Below are 14115 nucleotides of genomic sequence, written 5' to 3' on the forward strand. Positions count from 1 at the left end.
TAATTTTAACGCAGAATTTTATGTCTAAGCAAGAATCCAAATACGGCCCCGACAACCCGCATCCATTGAGCACGAGAAAGACAGAGCTTGTCTGGGAGGGGAAGTATGACGAGTACGGCAACAGGCGTGAGGTGGACATTGCCGGATGCGCCATGCCGATGCAGAAAGTTGAATTAGATTGTCAATGTCAGAAAAATAGTGAAATAAATCCAAACAATATTCTGTATGAATTCGGAAATCTCAGAAATAAATGCGTAGCGTTAAGGAATATCTTTCTTCCTGACAACATTTGGAACGATTTCCACAAAGTGCACTTATTTAGTGATAATGCCTCACATTGCTCTATATTATTATTGGCTTTTGAGCGTGGTCATCTGAAAAAGATTACATCTCCTATCCATAAATATTTTTTAAAAGAAGGCAAACCGATAATTAATCTAAATTCAAACTATATAAAAGATCTCCAAGAGCATTGGATGGAACAAAAAAATGAATGTGAACGCCATAAAAAGGCAAAGATATTTCAGGGGAAGTTGGTTGAACTTCAGATTGCTGAATGGTTAGAACAACAAGGATGGAATATAACAAATCTTGAAGCAAAAGGCGGAGAACACGATATTGAGTGCACTGACCCTTACGATATAAATACAGCGATACAAGTAAAGTTCATTGGGCAAAAAAAAGATGAAGATGAGTTCTTAATATCTGCAAGTACTGGAACATTCAGTAGCTACCCTCTTTACACGGGGATTAACATTGTTTTGCTCAGAGTATATGAATCAGCTATTACATTGCAATCGTCTAATAAGAAAAAAATTGCAATCATTATCATTTCTGAGATGCTTTGGCCATTTGTGAAAATCCCTATAATTGAAAATTGGATAGATTGGAAGTCTCCACGTTTCTATGAAAATGAAAACGACTGGGAAGAATTGCTAAGAAAAGAAGAAAAAGAATATTTTACTATTAAAAACAACTTGTCTAACGCCATACACACACTCGATGAATTATGGATAGTAACAAGGCAAGAGGGGTTTAATTATTTGATACAGAGAAGAATTCCAATAGGATGATCTACTTTAATTTTTAAATCAGATTTTGTTATGAGTTGTAATTTTTAATACACTGTAGAAAAACAGCATGGAGAGTAAATGTCTGGTAATAATTCCAAATACGGCACTGACAACCCTCACCCATTAAGCGCTCGTAAGACGGAGCTTGTGTGGGAAGGGAAGTATGACGAGTACGGCAACAGGCGCGAGGTGGACATTGCCGGATGCGCCATGCCGATGCAGAAGATCGAGACCATCGACGAACCCGCCAGCCGTTTAAGCCAGACAGGTTTGTTTGACGCGCAGAAGGCGCACAAAGACGACTTCCGCAATAGGCTCATCTGGGGCGATAATAAGCTCGTTATGGCAAGCCTGCTCAAAGACTTCAAAGGCAAGATTGACCTCATTTACATAGACCCGCCGTTTGATGTTGGGGCGGATTTCACGATGAATGTTCCGGTCGGAGATAGCAAGGAAACCATCGGCAAAGATCAATCAACGCTTGAGATGGTTGCATATCGGGATATGTGGGGTAAAGGAACGGACTCTTATCTTCACATGATGTATGAACGGCTCACGATCATGAGAGAGTTGCTGAGTGAGACAGGGAGTATTTATGTGCATGTTGGACCAACTGTTAGTCATCTTGTTCGTAGTATATTAGAAGATATTTTTGGGGTGCAAAATTTTATAAATGAAATTATCTGGCGTAGAGCTTTCGCTCATAACGATCCTTCACGTTGCGGTTCAATTCATGATACGATTTTTCTTCTTTCTAAAAATGAAACTCGCACATGGAATAAAGTATTTCAGAAACCAAATACAGATTACATAAATATGTTTTTTGATCAATACGATGAAAAGAAAAAAGAAAGATATGCAAGACTTCCTTTAGATGCACCGAAACATGGCAATGGTGGAAACTTGCTTTATGAATGGAAAGGAGTTTGGCCAGCCGCAAACCGTACTTGGGCATATACGAAAGATAAGATGGAGGAATTCGATCAAGCTGGGAGAATTCACTATCCAAAGTCTGGTGTGCCACGATTAAAACGATACGAAAGCGAGTATGATGGAACAGTTCTGCAAGACATTTGGACGGACATTAACAAGATTCACAACCAGTCAATAGAACTTCTAGGATATTCAACCCAAAAACCCGAAGCTCTTCTTGAGCGTATCATTAAAGCCTCGTCCAACGAAGGCGATCTTGTTGCCGACTTTTTTTGCGGAAGTGGAACAACCGGAGCAGTGGCAGAAAAACTTGGACGGCGATGGATTATGTCTGACCTCGGAAGGTTCGCCATCCACACAACCCGCAAGCGGATGATTGAGCTTCAGCGCAAACTTTACGAAGAAGACAAACCATATCGCGCATTTGACGTCTATAACCTCGGCAGATATGAGCGTCAGTGGTGGCAGAAGGAAAGATTAAAGGGCGCTGATGATGAGCATCGCAAGGTCGTGCTTGAATTCTACAGGGCGGAGGTATTGCAAAACTCAAGCTCCCCGCTCATTCACGGCAGAAAAAGCTCCGCCCTCTGTCACGTTAACAGCATTGACGGGCTCTTTACACGGGATGAACTGAAGGCGGTTGCAAAGGCTGCGAAAGAGGCAGGCGCAAAGGAGCTTCACTGCCTTGCGTGGGAATTCGAAATGGACTTGAGGCTTGTCTGTCATGAGATTGAACATGCCGACGGCGTTAAGATAAAGCTCATTCCCATCCCCCGTGAGATTATGGAGAAGAACAGAACCACGCCGCCGCCGTTTCTTGAGGTGGCAGTGCTTGAGGCAGAGGTTGTTTATAAAAAAGAGAAAGGGAAGAAAGCTGTTGACATCAAACTCACCAAGTTTGTCCCATCGCTTGCAGAAGTCCCAAGCAAGGAACTTGAAGCCCTGAAAGAAAGAGCGATAAAGAGTGGCTTTGATTTCATAGATTTCTGGGCAGTGGACTTTGACTATCAGGACGGGCAACCGTTTGAACACCACTGGCAGGCATACCGCACAAGAAAAGACCGCTCGCTTCCGACAGTATCCAATCACGAATTCGACAAATATCCAAAGAAGGGTAAATACACCGTATGTGTTAAAGTGGTTGATATATTCGGGTGTGATACGAGTATAACGCTGGAAGTAGAGATATGAGGGGAGATATGAATATTTATTTCGAGGTCAAGTCTGTTTTAGGTAAAATAATAAGAACAACCGGCAGTCACTGGGAACTGATAACGAAACTGAAACATCCTGAAATTGAAGGAAAGGATTCCGAGGTTAAGCAGTGTCTTTCTGAACCTTCTGAAATCAGAAGAAGCTCGGAAGACCGGGATGTTTACCTGTATTATTTTCCTTATGAGAAATATTACCTATGTGTTGTTGCAAGACATTTAAATGGCAATGGCTTTATAATAACAGCATATATAACAGACAGGATAAAAGAAGGAGAAACCGTATGGAAAAGATAACCATAACATTTGATAAAGTCGGTAATACGCTTGATGTGTGGTTTGAAAAACCAAGACCCTGCATTAATGAGGAAGTAGGGAACGGCGTTATTGTCAAGAAAGATGAGCATGGAGAAATAATCGGCTTTGAAAAAATCAATTATCTAAAAAAGGACAATCCCGAAGAAGTCAATTCCATACCTTTAGAAGTTGTTATTGTTTAAATAACAAATGACAAGCCCTATCATAAATCTCTCCGCCCTTGAGCCATTATACCTTCCCCACGAAATGCCGACACACCATCGTGTCAGGGCCAAGAAAGAGGGCGAGCCTGCCGAACTTGTAAAAGGAAGAAGGCCGAGCGATATTGTTATAGCACAAAATCTCCGCCATTATGTTACTGAATGGAGAGATACGGATTACGCCGGAGCGTCGGATACCACGCGGGAACTTCTTTATCACTGGTTCGACAGAGACCACACGATTAAAAACAGCGAGGGGGACTTTATACCTTTCAGATATTATTTCTGCCAGAGAGAGGCGCTTGAGACTTTTATTTTTTTAAGAGAAGTGCGTGGGCTTGATACGCTCTCAGGAATAGTTTCCGAGTTCGGAGGAGATAACAGAGAGATTGCCGCATTAGGCATAGACCCAGAAGAAGACCTCTGGGCCAAATATGCCTTTAAGGTAGCTACAGGAGCAGGCAAGACAAAGATAATGAGCCTTGCTATTGTGTGGAGTTACTTTCACGCCCTCAGAGAATCCTATTCCCCAATGGCAAAGCATTTCGTTGTGGTTGCGCCCAACCTTACTGTCTTTGAAAGGCTGAAAGAGGATTTCGGCGACGGCGCGATATTCGACAGAGACCCGCTGATACCGATTGCATGGAGAGGGGACTGGAATTTATCAGTAGTGCTTCAGGACGATGCAACCGGCGCAGTCACTAGCGGAACTTTATATCTGACAAACATCCATCGTCTATATGAAACAGGCAAAAGGCAGAGGAAAAAAGACGCCGAGACCTACGACTGGATGGGGCCTGCCGTATCAAAGGCAAAGGCCCTTGATACAGGCGAAGCGCTCAGGGAACGTATAACTTCTCATAAGCGCATCATGGTCCTCAATGACGAAGCGCACCATGTCTGGGACCCTGATTCTGCATGGAACGAGGCGATAACCTACCTAAACGATACAATCAGGAAAAGAGGAGGGGAAGGCATTGTCGCCCATCTCGATTTTTCCGCTACTCCTAAAGACAACAAGGGGAATATTTTCAAACATGTTATATGCGACGCTCCTCTTGGTGAGGCGGTAGACGCAGGGATAGTTAAGTCGCCTATCATCGGCAGAGGTGAGAAGCTTATTGAGCAGACGAGCGATGACGACTCAATTAAGTATCAGCAACATTTAATGATAGGATATTCCCGCTGGCTTGTATCTAAAGAGGAATGGGAAAAAAGCGGCAAGAAAGCGCTCCTCTTTGTCATGACAGAAGACACAGAATCTGCAAGCCAAATTGCGAACAGATTGAATACCGATTCCCTTTATAAAGAACTTAACGGCAAGACGATCAACCTCCACACACGGCTTAAAGGCAAACTCAAGAAACGGGGCAAAGGCGAAAAGGTCTACTATGAATTCATTGAGGATGAAAAAGAGATCAGCGATGAAGATTTAAAGGAATTGAGAAAGCTGTCAAGAGAACTTGATTCCAATAAAAGCCCTTATCTCTGCATTGTATCCGTCTTAATGCTGCGGGAAGGCTGGGATGTGAAGAACGTAACAACCATTGTCCCGCTTCGTCCATACAGTTCCAAGGCAAACATCTTGCCTGAACAGACACTCGGTAGAGGTCTCAGGCGCATGACGCCGCCGGGACAGGCTGCGGAGGTTGTAACCGTCGTTGAACACAAGGCATTTGTAAATCTCTATAAAGATCAGTTAAGCCAGGAAGGGCTGCCGATTGAGGTTGTTGATATAAACAAAGTTCCAAAGACAACGGTAACAATATATCCCGACAAGACTAAGGATTTCGACAAACTCGATATTCTCATCCCCTCTCTAAGCGCAGGGTACAAAAGGTCTCCCAAACTTGAGAATATTACAATTGAGGATATCAAAAAGTCTTTCTCAAGATTTTCACCTTTGCCCATCGGAGAAATAAGAAAGACAGAGATTGATTACGAGGGAAGACATCTGTTTACAAATGAGATTATTGAGAAGATGAAAGTACAGCTTCCGTTACTTGAGAGCGGCGTTGGAGCGATTTCATTCTATTGCAAAGAACTTGAAGCGCAAACACGATTAACCGGTCTGCACAGCACATTAGCTCCCTTGATACAGACCTTTCTTGAAGAGATATTGTTTGAGAAAAAGGTCGGCATATTCGATGACTCGCTCATCAGCCGTCTTTCAGACGCGGATGTGCGGGAACATATAAGGGCAACGTTTGTTCCTTTGATTCTTTCCAGGACTACTTATATTGAAGATCGCCTTCAGCAGTATGAACCCGTATCTGTCTGTAACTGGAAGCCTTTTCAGGTGACACATTCAGAGACACGCCCAACGCTTCCTGCAGAAAATACTCCGTTCAATCTTGTCCCTTGCAATAGAGAATTTGAAGTTGCGATGACAACATTCTTAAATCGTGCATCTGATGTACAGTCCTTCTGTAAAAATGCAGGGCCTCAGTCGCTAAGGATAGATTACCTGTCAGGATCTGGAAGGCTTTCATTCTACACCCCTGATTTCATTGTTAGTAAGAAAGACGGGAATTATCTGCTTGTAGAAACGAAAGGACGTGAAGATATTGACGTTCCATTGAAAGCAACTGCTGCTGTTTCCTGGTGCAAGGCAGCATCATCTCCAAAAGTGAAATGGCAATATCTTTATGTGCCACAGGCAGTATTCAGCGGCTTTACTTCTAACAAAACAGAAGATTTGGTAAGGACATGTGCGCCATCTTTACAAGAACTAATAAGGGAAAGGGCCCAACCACAATTGTCCTTACCGCTGGGTGAATATATTGAGGGAAAAATTACCGGCATTGAAGAATTTATCAACGCAACACATCTTGATAAGTTGCCGTCGCGTTATAAAAAATCCATAGAACAGGCAATAGCAGTATTCCAATTTTTTGAGAAGAAGGAAGGCATGTCATTCGCTCCTGTATTTACTGCACTTCTCGGGCCGATTGATGAATCAGCCAAAGGACTTATAACTGATTTATTGCTGCCATTACTTCCGGCTATCCCTGCTGAACAGAAAAACTTTTTCGCCCCATATTATGGAAGCCTTAACAAAGGTACTACTGACTGGCTGAGAGCTAATGCCAGAAATCTTGAAAAGACGCTGGTTTTTAAAAATGGACTTATGCCGATAGGGCTTCTGAAATTCTGTCTCGAATATTCTCAGGGCGACTATGACATCGGAGGCGTCTTTGATGCGGCAAAACAGAGTTTCTTCCGATTCGGCAAAGAAGGTTTATATGGCACTGTGAAAGATATATATGATTTCAGGAACACCTACATTGCACATCAGGAGAAAGAGTTGACCGACATTGATACAGCGAGAGAAGGGCTAATGAAATGGATTAGAGGATTGTATCAGATTTACTTTGCGCATCATTGATAAAATAATGGAGCTATAATGATCTACGGCATCGGCATAGACCTTGTGAAGATTGAACGAATGAAGGAGGCCCATGAAAAATGGGGCATGAATTTTTTTAAGAAATTTCTTACAGAGAACGAGATCGCATATTGCTTTGATAAAAAAGACCCTTATCTTTCCGCGAGCGTGAGGTTTGCGGCGAAAGAGGCGCTTGTCAAGGCGATAGGGTCGGAGGTCTTTGTCAATCTGAAAGACGTTGAGATCATGAATGACGAAAAGGGCAAGCCTTCAATCAAAGTCCACGGCGGGCTTGAGAGCTTTTTCAAAGACAAAGGGATCATGCATTGCCACCTGTCACTGAGCCATGAGAAGGAATTCGGGATTGCCTGTGTGGTGCTGGAAGTAAACAGCCTATAGCGGTCAGCTTTCAGCTAATGGCAAGGGGCGCATAATCACCTTCCATCCGGCGGATTAACAGTCCCCTCACTTGCTGAATGCTGCGAGATAGTCCTTTTCCTCAGGGCTGGCTCCTATGAACTCTTTACAATCAGGCGGCTCTCGCAATATCCCTGTAATGTACAATTGTGTGGTCCTGTCAATTTTGCGGACTTTGTTTATGCAATAAATTAAAGAAATGATCAGCCCTGTAAATCCTGCCGCTGCATCCAGTCCCTTTATTCCTGACGACAGCGAAATTATATGGCCTGACGCGGCGCTGATAAAAAGGACGATGACAGGCAGGACATAGGTGAGCAGATATATTTTTATGTGCGTCTTTTTATCGAGCCCCAGCAAAACTGTGTCGCCTCTTTCAGCGCCAAAAGGATTCAGCACCTTCATGATCATCCCTGTTCCGCCTTTGCCGCATATGCCCGCCTGGGCCTTGCCGCATTCATTGCAGGATTTGCTCTTGTTTATAATGACCGTTGCCCCTGCGCCTTCCGTAGTAAGGACAGTGCCGGTTTCGAGTCCGCTTATTTCCCCTTGCGCTATCATGTTCTTATCTTATCCCGGTCAAATCCCGTTTACTATGACCCAGATCATGATTGAAATTGATAATTAAACAGCGGTATCTTATACTGGTCATAATTGGACATATAATGCAGGAGCAGGGTGCTCACGCCCTTACCAACAAAGAAACTATGAGGCAATAATATGCTGAAAGTCGTTACCGCACAAGAGATGCAGCAAATAGACCGGATTACCATTGATAGATTCGGCGTCGCAGGCACGGTCCTTATGGAGAGGGCAGGGCTTGCGGTTGTATCGAGGATTAATGAACTGTTTTACCAGAAGACAGAAGACAGAAGACAGAAGACAGAGATGCAACAGAGAAAAATTCTTGTGCTTTGCGGCGGAGGGAACAACGGGGGGGACGGATTTGTTGCCGCAAGAATATTGCACGATCAGGGAAGGGATGTTGAGGTGTTTTCCTTTGCGAAGCCGCAGGATTTAAAAGGCGATGCAAATACAAATTATGATGCGGCAGTTAAATTCGGCGTAAAAATATATCCTGCAAATAAATTTCTTGCTCGTCACTCGTCACTCGTCACTCGTCACTGTCTTATAGTTGATGCGCTTCTTGGCACGGGATTAAATAAGGATGTCCTGCCTCCTTTCTCACAAATAATAGAAAAGGTCAACAGGCTGTCATCACCGGTTGTGTCCGTTGATATCCCTTCCGGCGTTTCTTCTGACACGGGACAGATTATGGGCTGTGCGATCAAGGCGCATTATACTGTAACATTCGGGCTTCCCAAGAGAGGTCATCTCCTTTATCCCGGAGCTGAATATACGGGGAAGTTGTTTATAGAAGATATAGGTTTCCCAAAACAATTATTAGTATCAGAGAAGATCAGGGTCAATCTGCCGCAGAGAGAGGATGCAATTTCTCTTTTACCTGAAAGGCCAGGATACTCTCACAAAGGCACGTACGGTCATGTCCTGTTACTGGCCGGGTCAAAAGGGAAGACCGGCGCGGCGCTTATGGCGGCAAAGGCTTGTTTAAGGACAGGCGCGGGCCTTGTGACAATCGGGATTCCCGATACACTCGTTAATGCTTTTCAGTCGAGGGTGACTGAGGAAATGCTTTTACCCCTTGCGGACAAAGGCAACGGCACACTTTCATATAAGTCATCTGATGCGGTCCTGGAATTTCTAAAGAAGCGGGCAAACGTCCTTGCGATAGGCCCCGGGCTTTCAGCAGATGATGAGATATCAAGGCTTGTCGCGATGCTGATTGCCGGATCAAGAGTCCCAATTGTTATTGACGCTGACGGGTTGAATGCGCTAACAGGCAGGACCGGTGTTTTAAAGAAAGCGAAGTCGCCGGTAATTCTCACTCCTCATTCCGGCGAGATGGCGAGGCTGCTACAGAAGTCAGAAGTAAGAAGCCAGAAGTCAGAAGAAAACATCCGGGCCTCAATAGAGAAAGACCGGATTAACACAGCCTTATTATTTTCTAAACAAACAAAAATATATCTTATCCTCAAAGGCGCACCAACCATTATTGCTGCACCTGATGGGAATGCTTTTATTAATCCGACCGGCAATCCCGGAATGGCGACCGCGGGGACAGGAGATGTGCTTACAGGAATGATCTCTGCTTTTCTTGCTCAAAGATTGACTCCTCAAAGCGCTTCAATCCTCGGCGTATATATCCATGGATTATTAGGCGACATTGTTGCTGCAGAAAAGGGCGAACATTCTCTCATTGCATCGGATATAATAAGTGCGGTACCGAAGGTTTTCAGATCAATACTTAATAGATGATTTAGATAATTGCGTAATCTGAAATATGGAACTGCTTATTCAGCCGCCAAATATTAATTCACCTTCTTCATTAAATATCAGGGCATTTTTTACAACTAGGATATTTGCGAACGGTAACATAACTGACTCCGTGGCTGAAGAACTCGATATTCCCAGGGACAATATTTATATGCCGGTCCAGAAGCATACTAACAAAATACATGTGCTCAACTCTGATAGGGAACCGGCAGTTGCCGATGCGGTGATTACTGACATGAAAGGAATATTAATCGGGATCCAGGTTGCTGACTGCGTGCCAATTCTTCTATATGATAAAAATAAAAAAATCATCGGCGCTGTTCACGCAGGCTGGAGAGGGACGGCAAAGCAGATTTTAAAGGGGACCATAGCCGCCATGACGGAGAACTTCCATTGCTCCGCAAAAGATATATCAATCGCCATAGGCCCGAGCATCAGGCAATGCTGTTATGAGGTTGGAGATGAAGTGAAAGAAGATGTATGCAAAGTAACCGGAGAAGGGAATTATTATCTAAGAAAGAACGGCAGATATTTTATCGACATTGCAGCCGCCAATAAAATTCAGGCCCTGTCAATGGGTATCCCGGAGCAGAATGTCTGGCAGTCCAACGAATGCACATTTTGCAATCCTGAGAGGTTCCATTCTTACAGATATGCGAAAGACCATGCTGGTCGGCAGGGCGGGTTTATCGGAATGTGGTAAGATAAACAAGTGAAATTAACTTAAATCGGAGGGATGATGCTCAAGGCAAAAGACATTATGACGAAGGACGTGATCACCGTAAAACCCGAAGCTACAGTGGAAGAGCTTGCAAGGTTGTTTATGAATAATAAAATCAGCGGCGTGCCTGTAACTGATGAAAATAAAATCCTTATCGGTATTGTTACGGAGAACGACCTCATAAGTCAGAATAAGCGTCTGCATATTCCGACGGTCATCAGGCTTTTTGATGCCTTCATCCTTCTGGGCTCCGGCAGGATCGAGGATGAGATCAGGAAGATGGCGGCAACCACTGTTGACGAGATCTGCGCCAGGAAAGTTGTATCAATAACGGAAGAAACAACTGTAGAGGAAATTGCGACAATAATGGCTGAACAGCACATTCACCTTCTTCCGGTGCTCAGAGGCAATACTGTAGTTGGAATAATAGGTAAAGCCGACATGGTCAGAGCCATGACTTTATGAAGCTTGTAAGTAAGAGCGATGCAGATACAAAAGATGTTGGCTTCAAAATCGGGAAAAAACTGAAACCCGGAGACGTCGTTTGTATGTATGGTGAGCTTGGTTCGGGGAAAACAACCATGGTCAAGGGCATTGCTTCCGCCTTTGGGATTAAAGAGCGGGATATTACCAGCGCGAGTTTTACCATTATCGCGGAGTATGACGCGAGTGTACCTTTTTATCATATTGACCTTTACAGAGTCACCCCTGAAGGCGCGCAGGAGCTTGGGTTACATGAATATCCCGGCACAGACGGCATAGCTGTTATTGAATGGGCTGAAAGGGCAGGGGAAGATATTCCTGAGAAAAGCATCAGGATAAAGCTGGCCCATATCGATGATAACCTGCGTGAGATCGAAATAGAGGGAATTGAAATATGAAGAATATCGGCATCATTGCAAAAAGAGGCGAGCCTGAGGCAGTAAAAGCCGTTAAGGATTTTCTGAAGCGGTTAAAAGGGCAAGGGTTTAAATTTTTCATTGAGAGCGATGTGGCGGCGTTTCTGAAAGTTAAGGGCCATCCGAGAAAAAAGATCCCGTCAATGTCGGACATCATCATTGTCTTTGGCGGCGACGGCACGCTGTTGAGCATTGCGAGGCTTGTCGGGAACCTCGGTGTCCCTATACTCGGAGTGAATCTCGGCGGACTTGGTTTTATCACTGAGATCGGCAGGGACGAGGTTGAAAAAGAAATAGACAAGGTCCTTTCGGGCCAATGCGCTTTCGAGGAGAGGATCATGCTTTTGGCCGACGTGTACAGGGGCGGCAAGAGAGTGGTCCGGCACAATGCGCTTAACGATGTGGTGTTGAACAAGAGCGCGCTTTCAAGGATGTTTGAACTCGATATCCGCATTAATAATAAATATGCCAGCAGTTTCAGGGCGGATGGATTGATCATCTCCACACCTACAGGCTCTACCGCCCATTCTCTTTCAGCTGGCGGGCCGATCCTGTATCCAACGCTTGAGACTTTTTTGATGACGCCCATATGTCCGCATACATTGACGAGCAGGCCTATTGTGCTGCCGGACACAATCGTGCTGGAGGCCACTATTAAAAGCGGTGACGACGTCTATCTGACACTTGACGGGCAGGTCGGGTTTCCTCTGAAAGTAAATGACAAGCTGAAGATCATGAAAGCTGATTACAAAACAAAATTTGTCGTCCTTCACAGTAAGGATTATTTTCAGATATTGAGGACAAAGTTGAAGTGGGGAGAATAATGTAAGGGCGTATCGCGATACGCCCCTCGTCTTGAGAATTTTAAAGGGTTTGTTATGAGCAAGATTGAAATCGCAAGAAAGCTTGGAAGAGCAATAGAATTTTATGAGGAGTTAGGGTTTAAATACCTGCCGGTCAGGTTAGCGCAGAAGAGCAAAAGCACAAAAGTTCAAAAGTTCAAAAGTGAAGAGGTGCAGGAGTCATCCTCCGAAATCTTAAATCCTGAATCCGAAATTAAAGGCCCTGCACTCCGGCCTCAAGTCTCCGCGCACGGTGACAAGGTGTCCGCGTTGAAAGAATTACGCGAGGAGATTGGCGACTGTCAGAGATGCAAACTTTGCCAGAAGCGTAAGAACATTGTTTTTGGCGAGGGTTCTTCGGATGCCAAACTAATGTTTATTGGCGAGGGCCCCGGCAGGGATGAAGATATTCAGGCAAGGCCTTTTGTTGGAGAGGCGGGACAGCTTCTTACAAAAATGATCGAGAAAATGGGGCTGAAGCGCGGAGAGGTTTATATAGCAAACATCGTAAAATGCAGGCCTCCTAATAACAGGGAACCGGAAGCGGACGAGATCGCAACATGCAGGCCGTTTGTTGAAAAACAGATCGAGATAATTAAACCGGAGGTAATTGTCAGCCTGGGCAAAGTAGCGTCTCACGCGCTTCTTAACGTGAAGACCCCCATAAGCAGATTAAGAGGAAATTTTTCTAAACGCGACGACATCCCGCTTATGCCGACTTTTCATCCCGCATACCTTTTGAGAAATCCCAAAGACAAATGGCTGACCTGGGATGATATGCAAAAGGTGCTTGAAAAGTTGAAGTCATAATTACAAAATAGAGCGGCTTTTTACATTCAAACATAATCTGAGAGGGGACATTCATGCTGCATCCGGTCCAACACCCTGCGTTTTTTTTAGCGGGCAAATGATAAACGTCGCCCGTTAATGCGGACGGCGTAATATTGCCCAGAAAGTATCCGGGCAGCTTTGCCGGGTTAATCATTTTAATCAAACTCTTAACCCATCTTGCTTTTCCTGTTAATTTATACTATCTTTCTATGTCGGTTGACGTAGAAAGATGTCAACTCCATAGCTGCTGACCCCTATATTGCAATCATCTTTGAAGGAGGCTTCATGAAAAGGTTGTGGGCGCCGTGGAGGATAGAGTATATCCTCGATGAAAACAAAAACAAGAGCTGTTTGTTCTGCGATATTTCAAAAGAAAGCAACAAGGCCAGAGACAAAAAGAACCTGATACTGTACAGAGGCAAAAATTGTTTTGTGCTGATGAATAAATATCCGTACAACAATGGACATTTGATGGTCATACCGTATTTTCATACCCCCACATTTGAAGGACTGGCTGATGATGTTTTATTTGAGCTTATGACGACGGTGAGAGAATCGATAGATATACTGAAGAAAGCCATGAACCCTGACGGATTTAACATGGGGCTTAATTTCGGCAAGGTCGCAGGGGCCGGAATGGAATCACATATGCATCTGCATATCGTCCCGCGCTGGACAGGCGACACAGACAGTATGCCGATCATTGCTGAAACAAGGGTGATGCCGGAGCATTTAGGAGAGACGTACAAGAAGCTTTCTAAATTTTTTATGGGGAAGAGGGGTAAGCGAGTCAAATCCGGCCCATAACTATCCGGTAGCGATAAGTTAAGGTGCGCCATTTTCAAATTCCTCCATATTTGAATTTCACCTTGAAAAGCATTAAATATGAGAAAGTTACATTCATAATAAATTCATAATAATAAGGTA

Annotated in this window: 14 protein-coding genes; 13 read left to right on the forward strand and 1 reads right to left on the reverse strand. The window is 44.2% G+C overall.

Features of this window, described 5'->3' with window-relative positions:
* The first annotated feature begins 20 nt into the window (after positions 1-20).
* The 6 genes from HZB61_14020 to acpS all read left to right on the forward strand — a co-directional run bounded on the left by HZB61_14020 (position 21) and on the right by acpS (position 7522).
* Positions 21-1073, forward strand: coding sequence for a hypothetical protein (locus tag HZB61_14020; protein ID MBI5057726.1), 1053 nt, complete (start codon positions 21-23; stop codon positions 1071-1073).
* Positions 1074-1151: 78 nt separating this feature from the next.
* Positions 1152-3197, forward strand: coding sequence for a site-specific DNA-methyltransferase (locus tag HZB61_14025; GenBank protein ID MBI5057727.1), 2046 nt, complete (start codon positions 1152-1154; stop codon positions 3195-3197).
* Entirely contained in the window at positions 3194-3514 is a 321-nt protein-coding gene (locus HZB61_14030; GenBank protein MBI5057728.1) for a DUF4258 domain-containing protein, read from the forward strand. Before HZB61_14025 ends, HZB61_14030 begins: the two co-directional genes overlap by 4 nt.
* Positions 3502-3717 (forward strand): DUF2283 domain-containing protein, encoded by a 216-nt coding sequence (locus HZB61_14035; GenBank protein ID MBI5057729.1) that lies wholly within the window; start codon positions 3502-3504, stop codon positions 3715-3717. Before HZB61_14030 ends, HZB61_14035 begins: the two co-directional genes overlap by 13 nt.
* A 7-nt stretch (positions 3718-3724) precedes the next feature.
* Positions 3725-7123 carry a DEAD/DEAH box helicase family protein gene (locus HZB61_14040; protein MBI5057730.1) on the forward strand — a complete coding sequence of 1133 codons (3399 nt, stop codon included), beginning with the start codon at positions 3725-3727 and terminating at the stop codon, positions 7121-7123.
* Positions 7124-7141: 18 nt separating this feature from the next.
* Positions 7142-7522, forward strand: a complete 381-nt coding sequence (acpS, locus tag HZB61_14045; protein MBI5057731.1) for a holo-ACP synthase — start codon at positions 7142-7144, stop codon at positions 7520-7522.
* 66 nt (positions 7523-7588) lie between these two features.
* Here the strand turns inward: acpS and HZB61_14050 are convergent, their stop codons facing one another.
* Positions 7589-8101: a SoxR reducing system RseC family protein gene (locus tag HZB61_14050; protein ID MBI5057732.1), complete on the reverse strand. Its 513-nt coding sequence runs from the start codon at positions 8099-8101 to the stop codon at positions 7589-7591.
* A 159-nt stretch (positions 8102-8260) separates the two neighbouring features.
* On the opposite strand from HZB61_14050, the gene HZB61_14055 reads away from it, so the two are divergent.
* The 7 genes from HZB61_14055 to HZB61_14085 all read left to right on the forward strand — a co-directional run bounded on the left by HZB61_14055 (position 8261) and on the right by HZB61_14085 (position 13995).
* Positions 8261-9877: an NAD(P)H-hydrate dehydratase gene (locus HZB61_14055; protein MBI5057733.1), complete on the forward strand. Its 1617-nt coding sequence runs from the start codon at positions 8261-8263 to the stop codon at positions 9875-9877.
* Positions 9878-9902: 25 nt separating this feature from the next.
* Positions 9903-10598: a peptidoglycan editing factor PgeF gene (pgeF, locus tag HZB61_14060; protein MBI5057734.1), complete on the forward strand. Its 696-nt coding sequence runs from the start codon at positions 9903-9905 to the stop codon at positions 10596-10598.
* Positions 10599-10634: 36 nt separating this feature from the next.
* On the forward strand, positions 10635-11081 hold the full coding sequence (locus tag HZB61_14065; GenBank protein MBI5057735.1) for a CBS domain-containing protein: 447 nt from the start codon (positions 10635-10637) through the stop codon (positions 11079-11081).
* Positions 11078-11497, forward strand: a complete 420-nt coding sequence (gene tsaE / locus HZB61_14070) for a tRNA (adenosine(37)-N6)-threonylcarbamoyltransferase complex ATPase subunit type 1 TsaE (GenBank protein ID MBI5057736.1) — start codon at positions 11078-11080, stop codon at positions 11495-11497. Before HZB61_14065 ends, tsaE begins: the two co-directional genes overlap by 4 nt.
* Complete coding sequence (locus HZB61_14075) at positions 11494-12339, forward strand: NAD(+)/NADH kinase (GenBank protein MBI5057737.1); 846 nt, start codon at positions 11494-11496, stop codon at positions 12337-12339. Before tsaE ends, HZB61_14075 begins: the two co-directional genes overlap by 4 nt.
* 54 nt (positions 12340-12393) lie before the next feature.
* The gene (locus tag HZB61_14080; protein MBI5057738.1) at positions 12394-13167 is read left to right on the forward strand and encodes a uracil-DNA glycosylase; all 774 of its coding nucleotides are present in this window, start codon (positions 12394-12396) and stop codon (positions 13165-13167) included.
* A 306-nt stretch (positions 13168-13473) separates the two neighbouring features.
* Positions 13474-13995: an HIT domain-containing protein gene (locus HZB61_14085; GenBank protein ID MBI5057739.1), complete on the forward strand. Its 522-nt coding sequence runs from the start codon at positions 13474-13476 to the stop codon at positions 13993-13995.
* Positions 13996-14115 lie beyond the last annotated feature (120 nt).

It is taken from the genome of Nitrospirota bacterium, assembly GCA_016214845.1.
Lineage (GTDB): Bacteria > Nitrospirota > Thermodesulfovibrionia > UBA6902 > UBA6902 > SURF-23.